Source organism: Pseudomonas sp. PNPG3, assembly GCF_023093815.1.
GTDB classification, from domain to species: Bacteria; Pseudomonadota; Gammaproteobacteria; order Pseudomonadales; family Pseudomonadaceae; genus Aquipseudomonas; species Aquipseudomonas asiatica.
In genome coordinates this window covers 12,583-30,343 of record NZ_JALLKV010000034.1, presented here as the reverse complement: position 1 = coordinate 30,343, position 17,761 = coordinate 12,583, and the positions used below count along the sequence as shown (strand labels likewise).

At 63.4% G+C, this 17,761-nt stretch carries 15 protein-coding genes; 8 read left to right on the top strand and 7 right to left on the bottom strand.

Translation table 11 applies throughout. The annotated features are described in order from the left end of the window. Positions 1-214 precede the first annotated feature (214 nt). From MJ643_RS20145 to MJ643_RS20125, 5 genes are all read right to left on the bottom strand, one after another. Positions 215-1,468 carry an arsenic transporter gene (locus tag MJ643_RS20145; RefSeq protein ID WP_208209673.1) on the bottom strand — a complete coding sequence of 418 codons (1,254 nt, stop codon included), beginning with the start codon at positions 1,466-1,468 and terminating at the stop codon, positions 215-217. Positions 1,469-1,544: 76 nt separating this feature from the next. Next, on the bottom strand, positions 1,545-2,819 hold the full coding sequence (locus MJ643_RS20140) for an MFS transporter (protein ID WP_208209674.1): 1,275 nt from the start codon (positions 2,817-2,819) through the stop codon (positions 1,545-1,547). Positions 2,820-2,831: 12 nt separating this feature from the next. Next, complete coding sequence (locus MJ643_RS20135; RefSeq protein ID WP_208209675.1) at positions 2,832-3,515, bottom strand: hypothetical protein; 684 nt, start codon at positions 3,513-3,515, stop codon at positions 2,832-2,834. 167 nt (positions 3,516-3,682) lie between these two features. Continuing rightward, positions 3,683-5,032, bottom strand: coding sequence for a sigma-54 dependent transcriptional regulator (locus MJ643_RS20130; RefSeq protein WP_208209676.1), 1,350 nt, complete (start codon positions 5,030-5,032; stop codon positions 3,683-3,685). Beyond that, on the bottom strand, positions 5,017-6,315 hold the full coding sequence (locus MJ643_RS20125) for an ATP-binding protein (RefSeq protein ID WP_230491489.1): 1,299 nt from the start codon (positions 6,313-6,315) through the stop codon (positions 5,017-5,019). Before MJ643_RS20125 ends, MJ643_RS20130 begins: the two co-directional genes overlap by 16 nt. 662 nt (positions 6,316-6,977) lie before the next feature. On the opposite strand from MJ643_RS20125, the gene MJ643_RS20120 reads away from it, so the two are divergent. Then, positions 6,978-7,907 carry a malate dehydrogenase gene (locus MJ643_RS20120; protein WP_023663598.1) on the top strand — a complete coding sequence of 310 codons (930 nt, stop codon included), beginning with the start codon at positions 6,978-6,980 and terminating at the stop codon, positions 7,905-7,907. Positions 7,908-8,063: 156 nt separating this feature from the next. On the opposite strand, the gene MJ643_RS20115 is transcribed toward MJ643_RS20120, so the two are convergent. Together MJ643_RS20115 and MJ643_RS20110 are read right to left on the bottom strand one after the other, a co-directional pair. Then, positions 8,064-8,885, bottom strand: a complete 822-nt coding sequence (locus MJ643_RS20115; RefSeq protein ID WP_013970798.1) for an amino acid ABC transporter permease — start codon at positions 8,883-8,885, stop codon at positions 8,064-8,066. Further along, on the bottom strand, positions 8,882-9,703 hold the full coding sequence (locus MJ643_RS20110) for an ABC transporter substrate-binding protein (RefSeq protein WP_023663597.1): 822 nt from the start codon (positions 9,701-9,703) through the stop codon (positions 8,882-8,884). Before MJ643_RS20110 ends, MJ643_RS20115 begins: the two co-directional genes overlap by 4 nt. A gap of 118 nt (positions 9,704-9,821) precedes the next feature. Here MJ643_RS20110 and MJ643_RS20105 point away from each other — a divergent pair, with 118 nt between their 5' ends. The 7 genes from MJ643_RS20105 (at position 9,822) to MJ643_RS20075 (ending at position 17,760) form a co-directional block, all read left to right on the top strand. After that, a complete protein-coding gene (locus tag MJ643_RS20105) occupies positions 9,822-10,706 on the top strand; it encodes a homocysteine S-methyltransferase family protein (protein WP_031325950.1) in 885 nt (294 codons plus the stop codon). A gap of 169 nt (positions 10,707-10,875) precedes the next feature. Further along, a complete protein-coding gene (locus tag MJ643_RS20100) occupies positions 10,876-12,147 on the top strand; it encodes a cystathionine gamma-synthase family protein (RefSeq protein WP_013970801.1) in 1,272 nt (423 codons plus the stop codon). Positions 12,148-12,347: 200 nt separating this feature from the next. Then, positions 12,348-13,739 (top strand): amino acid permease, encoded by a 1,392-nt coding sequence (locus tag MJ643_RS20095; protein ID WP_003256305.1) that lies wholly within the window; start codon positions 12,348-12,350, stop codon positions 13,737-13,739. Positions 13,740-13,776: 37 nt separating this feature from the next. After that, positions 13,777-14,661, top strand: a complete 885-nt coding sequence (locus MJ643_RS20090; protein ID WP_013970803.1) for a LysR substrate-binding domain-containing protein — start codon at positions 13,777-13,779, stop codon at positions 14,659-14,661. A 23-nt stretch (positions 14,662-14,684) separates the two neighbouring features. Then, positions 14,685-16,073 (top strand): threonine synthase, encoded by a 1,389-nt coding sequence (locus tag MJ643_RS20085; protein WP_013970804.1) that lies wholly within the window; start codon positions 14,685-14,687, stop codon positions 16,071-16,073. Then, positions 16,070-16,507, top strand: a complete 438-nt coding sequence (locus MJ643_RS20080) for an Lrp/AsnC family transcriptional regulator (RefSeq protein WP_013970805.1) — start codon at positions 16,070-16,072, stop codon at positions 16,505-16,507. The genes MJ643_RS20085 and MJ643_RS20080 overlap by 4 nt, the downstream gene beginning before the upstream one ends. Positions 16,508-16,716: 209 nt before the next feature. Further along, positions 16,717-17,760, top strand: coding sequence for a homoserine dehydrogenase (locus MJ643_RS20075; protein ID WP_013970806.1), 1,044 nt, complete (start codon positions 16,717-16,719; stop codon positions 17,758-17,760). Position 17,761 lies beyond the last annotated feature (1 nt).

Sequence of the window (17,761 nt, the reverse complement as noted above, 5' to 3'; positions counted from 1 at the left end):
TAGTTAGGCAGGATCATTGATGAGTGGTGGGCCAGATATCACCCTTGCGGCTGGCCCTCTGCTCAAGGTCGGTTGGTGGTTTATTCCTGTCGCGGTAGGGTTATGGGGCTGCTGCGCAGCCCATCGCAGGCAAGCCAGCTCCTACATGGACCGCGCAGTTCCTAGATACCGACAGCGCAACATCAATCGAGCGCACTGAACGAGACTCGCCGCTTCATACATGAAGCAACCCCAGCGCCCCGATCAACGCGGGAGGCATTACCAGTACTCCCAGACGCAGAAAATTCAAGGCCCCCACGTGTTCGCCTTCACGGCGAACGGCAACCAGCCAGAGCAAAGTGGCCAGGGAGCCGGTAATCGACAGGTTCGGCCCGAGGTCGACGCCAATCAGCAGCGCCGCAGTGGTTTTCGCGGGTAAATCGACAATATGGCCAACGGAGCCCGCGATCAGGCCGGTCGGTAGATTGTTCATCAGGTTGCCGGCGATAGCCGCGACCACGCCGGCGCCCCAGCTCGCCTGGGTCTCGGAGCTGCGCGCCAGCGCGGCCAAGCCATGGGCCAGGTGCTCGATCACACCCGTCTGTGCCACCGCTTCCACCAGCACGAACAGGCCCGCGACCAACGGCAGTACGCCCCATGCCACACCTTTGAGCACCGGCATCGGGTTGCGCCGTTGGCGCAGGTGGATCAGCCCGGCCGTGGCGATGCCGGCGCAGAAGGTGGGTAAGCCGAGCTGCCGGTCCAGGGCGGAGGTCAGCAGCAACAGGGCGCCTGTCAGCACGATACCCAGCGCGCACAAGCGTGCACCGCTGGACAGCGGTTGCATGTCGATAGTCGTTGCCAGGGGCTGGCGTATCTGTTTGCGTTGGGCCAGCCGCAGCACCAGGTAGGTCAGGCCGATGGCCGCAAGCGAGGGCAAGGTGAACTGCCGCAGCCAATCCAGCAACGGCGGCATCTGGCTGCCGAACACTACCAGGTTGGCCGGGTTGGAAATGGGCAGCACAAAGCTGGCGGCATTGGCGATGAAGGCACAGATGAACAGATAGGGCAGCGGCTCGGCCTTGGCCGCCCTGCATGCGGCGTACACCGCTGGGGTAAGCACCACCGCCGTGGCATCGTTGGAGAGGAACACCGTTACCAGTACCCCCACCAGGAATACCAGGTCGAACAGGCGCTGGCCGGAGCCCCGGGCATGCTGCACGGCGTACATGGCCAGCCAGTCGAACAACCCTTCCTGGCGTGCCAGTTCGGCCAGCACCATCATACCGATCAAAAACAGGTAAACATCGCCACCCTCGGCGACAGCGCCGAGGGTCGTGGGTAGTGGCACCAGGCCAAACGCGGTCAGCAATACAGCGGCGCCGACTGCCCAGACATATTCCGGCACCCGCCAGGGGCGCAGGATTACCCCACCGGTCGCAACGGCGGCGACGGCCCAGATGAGCGAGGATGGATCAAATACAGGCATGCAGTTTACTCAGGTGAATGAATGAGTTGGCGCGGCTTGGCCGGGTGCCAGCCTTTGGTGGATGGCGTGCAGCACGCTATATCGTGTCAACGTTATTTGGCCGAGCTGGCAATTGCCGGCTTGGGTGTCCCTTCCTAAGGCCTGTCTGATAGGTGAGTAGCCCGATTGCAGCCACGATACCCAGAACGACAAAGGCTGTGCCATAGCCGAAATGTTGCGCGATCCAGCCGGCGAGTGCGTGGCTCATGGCCGCGCCTATTCCCTGTATCGTCATCACTGCACCCAGCCCTGCATTGATGTGCCCAGTGCCGCGCAGGATGGAAGCGACAAGCCCAGGCAAGGCGACACCCAGCAGGCCTGCCCCGATTCCATCAAGGGCCTGTACCGGAATCAGGGCCCACGGGGACTCCCAGCAACCGGCGATCAGCCCGCGCAAGGGCAAGGCCAGGAGGGCGGCAAGGATCAGTGCCCGATACCCGTGCCGAGAGGCATGCCGCCCGGCCCAAAGCGCCACGGGAATCATGACCAGTTGCGCCACGATGACGGTGGATGCCGTGAACACGCTGGGGTCGGCCAGCCCACGCGTGACAACCGACTGTGCCAGCAAGGGCAGCATCGCGGCATTGCCAAGGTGGAACAGCAGCATGGTGATCGCGAGCAGGCCCAGTTCGCGCGAGTGCGTCAAAACCCGCACCATGGAAGGCGAGGGGCTGTTGCCTTGCGCAGGCTGGTTGCCAGTCAGGTCACCACCGCGGGCACGCTCATGATCGATGTCATGTGGATTGATCTTGCGCAAGCAGGCAAGAGCCCCGCACGCCATCAGGGCCATCAGGACGAATACGGCTGACAGCCCCCAGCGGTAGCCTGCCAGCCCGGCCAAGGCAGCCGCCACCACGTTGCCGGCATGGTTCCAGGCCTCGTTGTTGCCGAGCTGCCGAGACAAGTCTTTCTGATCAACGATGCCCAAGGTGACGCCCATGATGCCGGCGCCCATCAACGCACCCACAACACCCGTCACCACTTGAGAGGCGACGGCGACGCCGAACGTTGGCGCCGTCCATAGCGCTGCCGTGGCGAGAATGAGTGCAATGGCGCCGCTTGCCAGAAGCAGTCGCTTGTGGCGCGAGGCGTCGATCCATGCGCCCATCGGCGTGGTCGCCAACATGCCTGCGATGCCGCCGGCGGCCATCACGTAGCCGATGTCATCGGCTCGCCAGCCGTGGCTGGCCAGAAACACACCGAGGAAGGGGCCCAGGCCGTCACGGACATCGGCCAGGAAGAAGTTGAGGCCGGACAGCCAGCGCCGTGAGCTGGCATGCGCCGGAGTTATGGAAGGTGTTGCCGGGTGCATAGCGGCATTCCCTTATGGCGCGCGGTCATAGAGCGGTTGCAGGGTGGATAACGTGGTGCCCATGCTGACCGCTTCCAAAGCGGTGCCAAACGCATTGCGCGTGCCCAGCCCGGATGCCGCGAACGGTGCGCCCGTCTGCACGGAAATACGCAGGCTCTCTGACGGGAAACGTACGATGCTGCCATCGCTCAGGATGACGCCGTTGGCCTCGCCCCGTGGGCCAGTGAGCACGGCCTCCACCTGGCCTTCCACCTGTTGGGGCTGCAGGCGCTGGGCGCGCAGGTGTGGCGGCAGGGCTCGGCCTTCGCCGACCGGTGGCGGCTGGTCGTACACAGTGCGCCCGCTGTCGGCGTGGATGATGGCGTCGGCTTTGACCGTGCCTCGCGTTTCCGCCCGCCCGATGATGCGGACGGCGTCCCCCACTTTGACCGTGGCTGTGAGCGCATCGGCCATGTGCGGTGGAAACTTTGCAATGGTCCCGTCGCTCAGGCGCAGCCCGTCGACCTCACCATAGGGATTGATGAGCATCCGTTGCACCTGGCCTTCCACCACGTACTGGCTCACCAGGCCAGGTGTTTCCACACCCTGATGCGGTGTTGGAGGCAGATGGGCGGCGGCGGGCGGCATGGCATGCGCGCTGAGGCTACCCAGGCCAATTGCCAGTGCAAGAGATGTGGCGATGAAATACCTGGACATTGGAGAAGCTCTTTTGGGTTGGGAACACCCAACCTGTAGCGCAAGCACCATGCCAGATAAAAATATTAATTAAATCAAACAGTTATGATTGATGGGAGTGATGCGCCGTCCGATTCCGTGACGCTAAGGTGTCACGGAATCGGACACCCCCTTTGCGGGCGAAGGGGTTAGTCCAGATCGAACTCGGCCAGCTTGCGGTAGAGCTGCTGGCGGGACAGACCGAGGCGCCGCGCCGCCTCTGCGCGGTTGCCCGCCGTCGCAGCCAGGGCGCGTACGATCATTTCGCGCTCCAGCTGGGCAACGGCCTGTGCCATTGGGCCTTCCCAGTCAATGTCCAGGCCCGGGGTGGGCGCCGCCGCCGTCTGCAACCCGATGTGTTCGGCCTCGATGACCGGGCCGTGGCTGAGAATGGCCGCGCGCTCCATAGCATTGCGCAGTTCGCGCACGTTGCCCGGCCAGGAATGGGCCAGCAGCAGCCGGGCTGCCGCCGCGCTCAACCGCTTGGGCGAGTCGCCGCCCAGCAGGCGTAGAAAGTGTTCGGCCAGCAGCAGCACGTCGCCCAGGCGCTCACGCAGCGGCGGTAGCCACAGGGGTACTACCTGCAGGCGGTACCACAGGTCTTCCCGGAAGCGCCCTTCCTTGACTGCGCTGGGCAGGTCTCGGTGGGTGGCCACGATGATGCGCACGTTCACCGGCTGGGCACGATTGGCGCCCACTGGGGTGATTTCGCGTTCCTGCAGCACCCGCAGAATCTTCGCCTGCGTGGACAACGGCATATCGCCTATTTCGTCGAGGAACAGGGTGCCGCCATCGGCCTCGCGAAAGCGCCCGGTGCGTTCAGTGATGGCACCGGTGAACGCGCCTTTGACATGACCGAACAGCTCGCTTTCCATCAGTTCGGCCGGGATCGCCGCGCAGTTGACGGCGACGAAGGGGCCGGTGGCTCGCCCGCTGTTGCGATGCAAGGCACGCGCGACCAGTTCCTTGCCTGTGCCCGTCTCGCCCAGGATCAACGCAGTGGCATCGGAGTTCGCGGCCAGCCCGATACGCTTGAAGACCTGGCGCATGGCCTCGCTGCTGCTGACCAGTTCGGTGCCATCCACGGGCTCTTTTGCGGCAGGTGATGCCCCGGCCGCCTGGGGGTTGTCTGGGGTGTTGGCTGCCCGTCGCAGGGCCCGTTCGAGCGTTTCGATCAGGGCGGCCCTGGTCACGGGCTTGGTCAGGTGGTCGAACGCGCCCAGGCTCATCGCCTCGATGGTGTTGCCGCCACTCGCATAGGCGGTGAGCATGATGCAAGGCACCGGCGAGATGCGCGCCGCGCGGCGCAGGAACACCAGGCCATCCTCGCCCGGCAGCCGCAGATCAACGATGGCCGCATCCACGTCCTCGGTGCGCAGCCTGTGCAGGCCTGCATCGGTGGTTTCAGCCTGCAGCACCGTATACCCCAGGTCTTGCAGCATTTCTGCAAGGCTGTCGCGGAATGCGGCGTCATCGTCGACGATCAGGATTCGGGCCACGGTAGCTCCATCTCTATGCGCGTTCCTTTGGCCGACTCGGCGAGACCGACCCGCCCGCCGTGACCCTGCACGATCTCGCGCACCAGCGCCAGCCCCAGGCCGGTACCACCAGCGCGGTTGGTGGAGAACGGTTCGAACAGTGTATCGCGCAGGTCATGCGGAATGCCGGAACCATCGTCCGCCACCCACAACAGCAATGTGCCGCGGTGCGTGCGATGTGCACCGAGCTCGATTTCACCGCGTTCTTCCGTGTGCGCCAGCGCATTGAGCAGCAGGTTGTCAAAGACCCGCGCCATTTGTGTCGGGTCGAACAGCGCAACTTGCTTCGCGCTAGCGGTCAGCTCCGGTTCAACGGCCAGTGTTATTCGTACGCCTTTCTTTTGCGCTGCTTCGGCGTGGGCATTACGCCGCTCCTCCAGCCATTCCTGCAGGTCAACTGCCTGGCGCTCGGCGCGGAAAGGTTGGGTCAATGCCAACAGGCTCGACACCAGCGTCTCCAGCCGTGCCGTTTGCGAAAGTACAGCCTCCAGGGCACCAACCACGCGTGCTTCGCGCCGGTCAGCCGGGGCAGCCATCGCGTTTTCCACCTTCATGCGCATCGTGCCCAAAGGGTTGCGGATCTCGTGTGCAAGCCCGGCGGAAACGCGCCCCAGCGTGGCCAGGCGTTCGGACTGGGCCAGTTGCTTTCGCAAATGCGCCGACTGGCGCTGCCAACGTGAAATCATCCAGCCCAGCCATGCCCCGGAGACAACGACCAGCGCCAGCAGCAGGCTTACCGCGAGTATCAAGGTATTGACTGTTTCTGTGGCCAACAGCGGAACGCGCATCAGGGTCCAGGCGATCAGCTGCCGGTCATAGGCCTGAACGGGGCAGGCGGCGAAAGCCACGGCTTCGCGTAAGCCCGGTCGCACATCCGCCACCAGGCCTGCAGAATCCTGCGCACGCTGGGCCGTGGAGGCAATGCGCTGCAACTCAGCGCTCGGCGGGTCGCGTTTGATTCCCGTGCCGTCGTAGGTTGGGAAGGCGTAGGCCACCACACCCGCATCCGCTCGCCAGAAGCCGCCCTCCATGCCCGGCTGATCGCGCAGTGCCAAATCCAGCACTGCCTGTGCGGCAGCGGGGGGCATGAGATCGGGGTGGTCTTGTGCAGGCGGGAGCTGCTGGCGAACCCGTGCCGCACCCGCCTGGAGCGCCTGGCAACTGGTCGAGGTGAGTTGGCGCGCCTGCGCAATCTGGGGGCCGGCGCCTTGGCGGCTGATTATCAGCAGCAGCCATCCCAGCACAAGCGCAACTGCGGCAATGGAAAGCCACAGAATCAGCAGATCACGGCGAACGGAGGGTTGCAGTGACAGGTCAGGTTTCCTTTGATGTGGGGCAGCGCTGGTCAGTCGGTGGGCGTTCTGCTGGCAACCTTGCCAGATGGAAAATCGCCGTGCAAGGACAGGGTCGGTTGAATTAGCAGTGACTCTGTGGGCGCTTGGCGGTGAACCAGTACTTTGTGGCCATTGGCGATGCGCGGCAGGTGAGCTTGTCCTGTACTTTCGAGTTCTAGGCCAGCCTGCACCGGCCTCTTCGCGGCTAAAGCCGCTCCCACATGTACTGCACTGCACTCGAAGGTGGCACGGTCCTTGTGGGAGCGGCTTTAGCCGCGAACACCGGCGCAGCCGGTGCCAGGCAACGCGTTGGATTCTTCGCGGTTAAAGCCGCTCCCACAGGTACTGCACTGCACTCGAAGGTGGCGCGGTCCTTGTGGGAGCGGCTTTAGCCGCGAATACCGGCGCAGCCGGTGCCAGGCAACGCGTTGGATTCTTCGCGGTTAAAGCCGCTCCCACGGGGTACGCGTACCGCTTCCATTTGCCTTTGTGTGGTCTTTTCGCCTCAGCAGGCGATACTTCTCTGTATTGCAGGCGTGTTCCTGGTGGCGCGCGCCGCTGGGAGGTGTCGTGTGAACAAACTGACAATCGTGGGTGCCGGCATGGTCGGCGAGGCGGCGGCGCAGATCATCGCTCGGGAAGAGTTGTGCCGTGAGCTGGTGTTGATGGATGTGCAGGGCGAGATGGCGCAAGGCAAGGCGCTGGATGTGTGGCAGGCGGCAGTCGAGTCGGGTTCCGATACCCGGGTTCACGGCGGGGCCAAGGCTGAAATGCTGGACGGCTCTGAACTGGTGGTCATCACCGCAGGCGTGCCGCGCAAGCCGGGGCAGTCGCGTCAGGATGTACTGAGTATCAACCTGCCAATCCTCGACGGCATCATGGCCGACATCAAGCTGCATGCACCAACTGCGACGGTGCTGGTGGTGTCGAACCCGGTCGATGTGCTCACCTATCGCGCCTGGAGCCTCAGCGGGCTGGGGCGCACCAAGGTGTTCGGCCAGGCGGGGGTGCTGGATACCGCACGCATGAAGTGTTTCATCGCCGAGCAGACCGGGTTCTCTGCCCGGGATATCACGGCGCTGGTCCTGGGCGGGCATGGCGACAGCATGGTGCCGCTGATGCGCTACTGCCAGATCGGTTCGGTGCCGTTGTCGCACTTCCTGTCCAGTGAGCAGATCGAGCAGATCGTCGAGCGCACCCGCAAGGGTGGTGGCGAGATCCTGGGGCTGAAGAAGCTGGGCAGCGCCTGCGATGCGCCGGGCGTGGCGATTGCGCAGATGGTCGATGCGATCGCCAACGGGCGAAACCGCATCTTGCCGGCGGTGGCGATCCTGGAAGGCGAGTACGGGCGCACGGATATTGCCATGGGTGTGCCCTGCGTACTGGCAGAGGAGGGGCTGGCGCGGGTGATCGAGTTGCCGCTGGATGCGCAGGAGCAGGCGATGTTTGACCAATCGGCTGATCAGGTGGCGCGGGATATTGCTGAAATGAAGGCGCTGTAACGCTGTGGGAGTGGCTTTAGCCGCGAAGAATCCAACGCGGTGCATGGCACCGGCTGCGCTGGTGTTCGCGGCTAAAGCCGCTCCCACAGTGTCCCTGCTAATTCAATGAGTTTACGTGCAATTCAATAAGGGGGGGCTGCCAACCCAGCCTGGCCCCTAGCGCTGGTAAGCCTTGCCAAAATGCCGCTCCAGCCGCGCCTGCACCAGCTCGAGCAGGATCGACAGCACCCAGTAAATCACCGCCGCCGTGGTCAGCATCTCTAGGTATCGATAGCTCGACCGCCCGTACGACTGCGCCAGGAACATCACCTCCCATACCCCCATCACCGATATCAGCGATGAATCCTTCAGCATCGAGATGAACTGGTTGGCCGTAGGCGGAATGATCACCCGCATGGCCTGGGGCAGGACGATATGCCAGAAGATCTGCGGCGTGCGCATGCCCAGCGCCAGTGCCGCTTCACGTTGCCCGCGCGCGACGCCGAGGATGCCAGCGCGGAAGATTTCGCTCAGGTAGGCCCCGTAGTTCAGCGACAAGGCGATGATGCCGGCGCTGATGGCGCCCGGTACCAGGCCCAGCTGTGGCAGTCCCAGGTAGATCAGCAGAATCTGGATCAGCAGGGGTGTGCCGCGGAAGAACGAGGTGTAGAAGCTGGCGATACCCACCAGCACCGCGCTGTTCGACAACCGCGCCAGCGCGGCGGCGAAGCCGAACAGCACCGACACCACCATCGAGCACAGGCAAAGGAACAGGGTCAGTGCCGCGCCTTGCAGAAAGCCGTTGGGCCCCAGCTTGAACCCGGCGAGGTTCGGAAACTTCTCCAGGATGATCGAGAACTTCAGATCGAAACTGAGGAAAAACGCAACGAACAGGCCAAACAGCGCCAGCCAGGTCAGCAGCAGCCGGGTGCGAAAACCGAACAGGCCGGCACCCGTGGGCTTGACCACGGGCTTGGGGGAGGAGGGGAAGGTGCTCATTTGCTGATATCGGCGCCAATCCATTTCTGCGACAGCTTGGCCAGGGTGCCGTCAGCCTTCAACTCGGCAAACACCTGGCGCACCTTGGCATCCCACTCGGGGTCGCCTTTCTCGATGGCCACCGAGTTCGGCTCTTCATACAGCGGGGCACCTGCCAGCTTGAAGCGCTTGTCCTGGTCCAGGCGCGGCTGCGCGGTCACCAGGTTGGTGAGGATGGCGTCCAGGCGTACGCCGGCACCCAGGCCAAGGTCCTGGAAGGCGACGTTGTCGGTGTCGTAGGGCGCGATCTGCACGAAATCGAAGGGGTATTCGAGCTTCTTGTCTTCGTCGCCTTCGATCACCAGGTTCTTGTTCAGGTAGCTCTCGTAGCTCGATGCACTGGTCAGGCCTACCTTGCGGCCTTCCAGGTCCTTGGCGCCATGGATGCGCTCATCCTTGGCGTTGACCACGATCACCGCAGGCGATGCGTAGTACTCCACCGGGAAGTCGAACACTTCGGCGCGGGCCTTGCTCGGGGTCATCGAGCAGATGCAGATGTCGTAGCGGCCGCTCCAGCGGCCTGCGGCGATCACGTCCCACGAAGGGGTTTCCAGGCGCAGCTTGACGCCGAGCTTATCCGCCACGGCCTTGGCCACATCCACGTCGAAACCGTCCAGCTGGTTCTGGTCATTGAGGAATGAAAACGGTGGGTAGCTTTCCATCAAAACGTTGACCAGTTCCTTGCGCGATTCAACCCGCTCCAGCGTGGCACCGGCAAAGGCCTGGGAAGCAGTTGCGAGCAGCACAAGGCCCGCACCGAGCACAGTAGAAAATCGCATGGACATACCTGAAATGTTGGCCAATTATAGGAAGCGGTATTTAATAGTTATAAATGTCACCTACATAATGAATTTTATTCATAAGCACCTTTAGAGTAGTTATATGAAACAGCGAGCGATGGTAATTCTCGACGGTGGCATGGGCCGTGAGCTACAGCGCAGTGGGGCGCCGTTTCGTCAGCCCGAGTGGTCGGCGCTGGCGCTGAGCGAGGCGCCGGAAGCGGTGGTTGGTGTGCACGCAGCGTTTATCGCTGCCGGTGCCCAGGTCATTACCAGCAACAGCTATGCGGTGGTGCCGTTCCACATCGGCGAAGAGCGTTTTGCAAAGGAAGGCCGACAACTGGCCAATATCGCAGGCCAGCTGGCGCGGCATGCCGCCGATACCGCAGCACACCCGGTCAAGGTGGCGGGCTCGCTGCCGCCGCTGTTCGGCTCCTATCGCCCGGACCTGTTCCAGCCCGAGCGCGTCGAGGAGGTGCTGGCCCCGTTGCTGCAGGGCCTGGCCCCGCATGTTGACTTGTGGCTGGCCGAAACCCAGAGCTCGGTTGCCGAGGTGCGAGCCATTCACAGCCAATTGCCGGCAGACGGCAGGCCGTTCTGGGTGTCGTTCACCCTGCAGGACGAAGAGGTCGACGAGGTGCCACGCCTGCGCTCCGGCGAGCCAGTGGCCGATGCCATCGAAGCCGTGGTCGGCCTGGGCGCGGCGGCCGTGCTGTTCAACTGCAGCCAGCCCGAGGTCATTGGCGCTGCACTGGATGTAGCGCGCTCGGTAATCGAGCGACACAACGCCGACATCGCCATCGGCGCCTATGCCAACGCCTTCCCGCCACAGCCGAAGGAAGCCACCGCCAACGACGGCCTGGATGAGCTGCGCGAAGACCTTGACCCGCCGGGTTACCTGGCATGGGCCAACGATTGGCGTGAACGGGGTGCCAGCATGATCGGTGGCTGCTGTGGCATTGGCCCGGAGCATATCGCCGAGCTGAAACGCAACCTGGCGTAAAGCCTTGAAGGGGCAGGGCGGCTTCCGCACCCGCTCGGCCCCAGCCATTAAAAAAAACGTTACTCAGACCCGGATTCCATCGTTTTTCAGTCCCCCCGCCATGCCCCTATAGTCCGCTGAAAGCCGATGCCGAATCGGTGTACACAACTCAGCGGTGCGGGAACCGGATATGAACAAGAACGAGAAATTCGAGGGCAATGCAGCGGCCGGTATCGGTACGCGTGTGGTGTGGAGCGGGGAGCAGGTTCAGCATCCGTACAACGCTACCCAGACCCCGATCGTGGTCAGTGCCGCCTACGGCTACAACGACATCGATGCCTGGTACGACGTGGCGCAGGGCAAGCTGCCCGGCTACATCTACAGCCGCATGAGCAACCCGACAGTCGCTACCCTGGAAGCCAAGCTCTGCGAGCTGGAACAGTCCGAGTCGGCGGTGGCATTCAGCAGCGGCATGGCTGCCATCAGTGCCGTGCTGCATACCTTCCTCTCAAGCGGCAAGCGTGTGGTATCGACCCGCGACAGTTACGGCGGTACCAACAAGATCTTCGAAGAGTTCCTGCCGCGCATGGGCGTGCAGGTCTGCCTGTGCGACACCCTCGACACCGAAGCGCTGGAGCGCGAGATCGCCGCGGGTTGCGACCTGCTGTATCTGGAAACCCCTACCAACCCCACGCTCAAGGTACTGGACATCCAGCGCCTGAGCGCTGCCGCCCGGAAGGCTGGCGCCGTGGTGGTGGCCGACAACACCTTCGCCACCCCGCTGAACCAGAACCCGCTGGCCCTGGGCGTGGATGTAGTGGTGCACAGTGCCACCAAGTTCCTGTCCGGGCACGGTGATGTACTGGGCGGGGTGGTGTGCGGTGCCGAGTCGTTGATGGCCCAGGTGCGCCACTACCGCGAGATCAACGGTGCGGCGCTGGACCCGTTTTCCGCCTACCTGATCATCCGCGGTATCAAGACCCTGGCCCTGCGCCTGCGTCAGCAACAGACCAGTGCCCAGGCCCTGGCGCATTACCTGACTACCGAACCGCTGGTCGAAGCGGTCAACTACCCGGGGTTGCCCCAGCACCCGGGCCATGAGATTGCCAAAGCGCAGATGCGTGGCTTCGGCGCCATTGTCAGCTTCGTGCTCAAAGGTGGCATGCCCACCGTAGCGCGGCTGCTGCCGCGCCTGAAGTACGCCCATCGGGCGGGCAACCTGGGCGCGGTAGAAACCATCTACGGCCCGGCGCGTACCACCAGCCATGTGGAAAACACCCTCGAAGAACGGCTGGCCCTGGGCATTTCCGAAGGGCTGGTGCGCATTTCGGTGGGCATCGAGGACACCGAGGACCTGCTGGCAGACCTGGCACAGGCCTGTGCATCGGTGCGCCAGGAGTTGGCCGCAGCAAAGGAATTGCACGGTGACGAAGACGCCTGCCTGGCCGAAGCACAGGCCTGAGGCAGGCGTGTAGCACCCGCTCCTTGCGGTGGGTGCCACTTCATGAAGTCGAACAAAAACAATATGCAAGGCAATTCGCTTCGCTCTGCCAAGACGAGGTCGTTGCAACGTCCTTGCCCGCCAACTTTCATGAGTAAACCACAATGTCCCTGCAGACAACGACAACGAGAAATGCTTCGGCGCATAGCTTCAAGCAGGATATGCAAACCCGCCATATCGTCATGCTGGCGCTGGGCGGTGTCATCGGTACCGGCCTGTTCCTGACGTCGGGCTACACCGTCAACCAGGCGGGCCCGCTGGGGGCGGTCATCGCCTATATCCTCGGCGCGATCATGGTCTACCTGGTGATGATGTGCCTGGGCGAACTGGCGGTACACATGCCGGAAGTCGGCTCGTTCAGCAGTTACGCCACGCGCTACCTCGGGCCGGGAACAGGCTACATGGTGGCCTGGATGTACTGGCTGACCTGGACCGTGGCCATCGGCTCGGAATTCACCGCCGCCGGTATCCTGATGGTGCGCTGGTTCCCCGATACGCCGGTGTGGATATGGAGTGCGCTGTTCGGGTTTGCGGTGTTCATCAGCAATATCATTTCGGTGCGGTCGTTTGCCGAAACCGAATTCTGGTTGTCACTGATCAAGGTGCTGGCGGTGATTGCCTTCCTGGTGGTGGGCGGCGGCGCGATCCTGGGCGTTTTCGAAATTACCCAGGCGCACAGTGTCGGGCTGGGCAACTTCACCCGCGAGGGGCTGTTCCCTACGGGCTTCTGGTCGATTGCCATGACCCTGCTGGCGGTGGCCTTCGCGTTCTCGGGTACCGAGTTGATCGGCATCGCCGCCGGCGAAACCCGCGACCCGGAAAAGAACGTACCCAAGGCCATCCGTACCACGGTCCTGCGCCTGGCACTGTTCTTCGTCGGTACCATCTTCGTGCTGGCAACCTTGTTGCCACGTGAACAGGCAGGGTTGGTTGAAAGCCCGTTCGTGATGGTGTTTGCCATGATCGGTATCCCCTATGCCGCAGACATCATGAACTTCGTCATCATCACTGCGTTGCTGTCGGCAGCCAATTCCGGGCTCTATGCTGCGGCGCGCATGCTGTGGACCCTCAGCGACCAAGGCAACATGCCCCGCCGGTACGCGGCGCTGTCGCGTCGTGGCACGCCGTTCAATGCCATCGTCCTGAGCATGGCCGGTGGCATGGCATCGCTGCTGAGCAGTGTGTTTGCCCCCGACACCATCTACCTGGCGCTTGTGTCCATTTCCGGGTTGGCGGTGGTGGTGGTGTGGATCAGCATCGCGGCCAGCCAGATGGCGTTCCGTCGCCATTACATCGCCAATGGCGGCAAGCTCGAAGACCTCAAGTTCCGCGTGCGCGGCTACCCGTTCGTGCCGCTGGCGGCCATCTTCTGCTGCGTGCTGGCCTGCGTCGGCATTGCCTTCGACCCGGCCCAGCGCGTGGCCCTGTACTTTGGTCTTCCATTTATCGCCTGGTGTTACCTGGCCTACTGGCTGACCCGCAAGTACCGCGACCGTCGCCCGCTGCAACCGGAAGCCTTGGCAACAGGTTCCGAGGCCGCCAGAGCAGGGTGATACTAGGGCACCGGAACGTTGCCACGAGAAACCGCCGATGACCCAGAAAACCCTGCCCCCCTTGAACTGGCTCAGAGCCTTCGAAGTGTCGGCGCGTTACCTGAACTTCACCCATGCAGCCGAGGAACTGCACCTCACCCAAGGGGCCGTGAGCCAGCAGATCCGCCACCTGGAGAGCCAGTTGGGGGTGGCGCTGTTCAAGCGCCTGCCCCGGGGGCTGGGGTTGACCGAAGAAGGCCAGTCCTACCTGCCGGTGGTGCAGGATGCGATAAGCCGCCTGGCGGTAGGCACCAATGAAATTTTCGGGCAACGCCAGCGTCGGCCCCTGAAAGTGCGCGGCAGCCTGTCGTTCCTGCATTTCTGGCTGGCGCCCCGCCTGGCCGATTTTCGCCGTTCGCACCCACAGGTGGACATCCGCTACATCAGCAACCTGTGGGTCAAGGAACTGGATGCAGAGGATGACCTGGAAATCCGCTGGGGCAGCGGCCAGTGGGCTGGCGTGGAGGCGCAGCGCCTGACCCGCGACCTGCTGGTGCCAGTCTGCTCGCCTGCGCTGATTGCCGGCTCCCCGCTACGCGAGCCGCGCGACCTGGCCCGCGTCCCGTTGCTGCATGTGCTGGGTTACGAGGAGGGGTGGGGTTACTGGCTGGAGCGGGTAGGCGCCGATCAGGTCGATTCTTCCAGCGGCCTGCAGTTCGACACCCTGGTGGCGACCTTGCGCATGGCGGAACTGGGGCTTGGGGTGGCACTGGCGCGCTCGTCGCTGGTCGAGGACTTGCTGCAGGAGGGGCGGCTGGTGGCGCCTTTTGCGCAGCGCATCGAGGCGAGCGAGTCGTTTTACCTGGTACGTGGCCTGGGTGAGGCGTTGTCCACGGATGCCCAAGCCTTCAGCCACTGGTTGGTGGCGATGGCCCACCGTTAATCAAATATTTACCTGGAGCACCGATGCAGTACACATCCACGCGCGGCAACGAGACACGGGTTGATTTCCGCACGGCGCTGCTTTCCGGGCTGGCCGACGATGGCGGGCTGTACGTGCCGACTGCGGTGCCGACGTTCAGCCAGCAGGATATTGCCAGCTGGTCGTGGTTGCCGTTCGACGAACTGGCCTGGCGGGTAATGGCGCCGTTTGTCGGCGACACGCTCGATGAGCCGACCCTGAGGGCGCTGGTAAGCGACAGCTACCGCGGCTTCAAGCACCGTGGCATCGCACCGTTGCAGCAGATTGGCCATAACGAATGGATCCTGCAGCTGTTTCACGGGCCTACCCGTTCCTCCAAGGATTTCGCCGCGCAGTTGCAGGCGCGGCTCATTCGCCATTTCCTGGGGCCCGATTGCGAACGGGTCATGCTGGTCGGTGCCAGCAACGGCGATACGGCGGTGGCCGCTATCGAAGCCTTGCGGCATTGCCCTACGGCACGCTTGCTGGCGCTTTACCCTAGTGCCGGGACACCGGCCGACCGGGCGGCGGTGATGCGCAGTGCTGCTTCCGAAAGCGTGAGCTGCGTGGCCGTGGACGGCAGCTTCGATGACTGCCAGTCACTGGTGTCGACGTTGCTGCGTGCATGGCCGTGCCCCGGGCTGATTCCCGTGAGCTTCAACTCGACCAACTGGGTCGGCGTGCTGGCGCAGATCGTGTTCTATTTCCACGCGGCGCTTCAGCTGGGTGGCGGGATACGGCCGGTGGGCTTCAGCATCCCCACGGCCAGTTTTGCCGAGATCTACGCGGGGTTCATTGCCCAGAAAATGGGCCTGCCAATCAACCAGATCATTGTTTCCACCAACCGCAACGATGCCTTGCACCGGTTCATCCACTGCAATCGCTACAGCCGTGGTTCCACCAGCCAGACCTTGTCGCCGGTCATGGACTTTTCGCTGTTCTCCAACCTGGAACGTTTCGTCTGGGAGCTGTATGACCGCGATGGTGGGGCGACCCGGGCACTGATGGAGCATTTCGAGGATTGTGGCGAGTTGAGCATCGGCAACCGCCAGTGGCTGCACGCGCGCATGCTGTTCGACTCCTACGCCGTGGATGACGCGCTCATTCGCGAAGAAATCGTCACGCTGTTCCAGGAAACCGGCTGCGCAGTAGACCCACACGCTGCCACCGGGGCATTCGCCGGGCGCCTGCACCGGCGCAACATTGGTGCGCCGATCGTCACGCTGGGGCAGTTTGCCCCGGAAAAGTCTGCCGGGTTGCTGGCGGAGCTTGGGGCCTGGCATGGCGAGGTGCCGGCCTGTGGTGTTGGCAGCGCGGGCAGTGGGCCGCTGCTGGCGCCAGAGGACCTGGCGGGGGTTCATGAGATATTGGCCCGGTTGCAGGCAGGACGATGAAGCGCATCCTCGACCCCCTGGACGAGCGAATTCTCGCCGAACTCACCGCCAATGCACGCATTGCCCATGCCGAACTGGGGCTCAAGGTGAACCTGTCGCGTAATGCGGTACGCCAGCGCATCGAGCGCCTGGAGCGTGACGGGGCCATCCAGGGCTATACCCTGCGTATCGGTGAGGGGCGACGACCGACCTCGCTGATCAACGCGGTCATCTTCGTCTACCGCTACGACCGCATGCGCGGAGAGGCTGTGCTCGATGCGTTGCGCCAGATCCCCGAGGTGATCCAGTGTGAAGTGCTCAGCGGCGAATTCGACCTGCTGCTGCGCGTCGAGGCTTCCAGCCCGGAACGGGTGCACCATGTATGGAAGGAGATTGCCGCCATGCCAGGGGTCGAGAACACCGTGACATCGTTCGTCCTGGCCTCGGTGATCTGAGACGCGCGTTTGCCTTTTGGCAACCATTGCTACAACAACGCCGCCCGGGTTTGCGCCCTGGCGGCGTTTTGCATTCCGGCGGCGCTCAGGCGTGCATCGGCTACTGGTCAGATTGGCCAGTAAATACAGCGGATTGCCATATTCAACTGGCATTGCACGGCTCTTACGCTTGTCCCCATCGACCAACCGTCTGGAAAGGACAGCGAACCATGACCGAATACAAAATTGCACTTGTTGGCTTTGGCGGTGTGAACCGTGCCCTGGCCCAACTGATCGCCGAACGCAATGCGCGCTGGCAGCAAGAGCTGGGCTTTGGCCTGAAGATCGTTGGCGTCACCGACCTGTTCCTGGGGTCGGCAATCGACCGCAACGGCCTGGATGCGGCCACGCTGGCTGCTCTGCCTGCTCAGAAGGGGGCGCTGGCGCAGATCCCGCAAGGTTCGGCTGAAGCGTTCAACGAATCGGTGATCAAGCAGTCTGGCGCCGACATCATCGCCGAGGCCACATTCACCAACCCCAAGGACGGTGAACCGGCGGCAACCTTCTGCCGTTGGGCGCTGGAAGCTGGCAAGCACGTGGTCACTACCAACAAGGGGCCGATCGCATTGCATGCTGCGGCGCTGAAGGCCCTGGCCAAGGCCAATGGTGTGTCGTTCGAGTACGAAGGCGCGGTCATGAGTGGTACGCCGGTGCTGCGCATGGCGCGCCAGACGTTGGCCGGCGCAGGCCTGGTGGGGTTCGAGGGCATCCTCAACGGCACCTCCAACTATGTGCTGACGCGTATGGAAGAGGGGCTCGGTTTTGCCGATGCAGTGGCCCAGGCGCAAGCACTTGGCTATGCCGAGGCGGACCCGAGCGCCGATGTGGAGGGGTATGACGTACGCCTGAAAGTGGTGATCCTTGCCAACGAGCTGCTCGGCGCTTGCTTGCAGGTGAGTGATGTGACCTGCAGCGGGATCAGCAGCCTCGATAGCGCTGCTATCCAGCAAGCGCAGGCGGCGGGCCAGCGCTGGAAACTGATCGGCAGTGCCAGCCGTGAAACCGATGGTTCGGTGCGTGCCAGCGTCGAAGCGCGCCTGTTGCCCGGCAACCACCCTCTGGCGGGTATTTCCGGTGCCACCAATGCGGTTGCGTTCAACACCGAATTGCTGGGCGCTGTAACCGTGTCCGGCCCGGGTGCGGGGCGTGTCGAAACGGCATTCGCCCTGTTGTCGGATATCGTCGCCATCCACACTGCTGGCCGCTCGGCCTGAG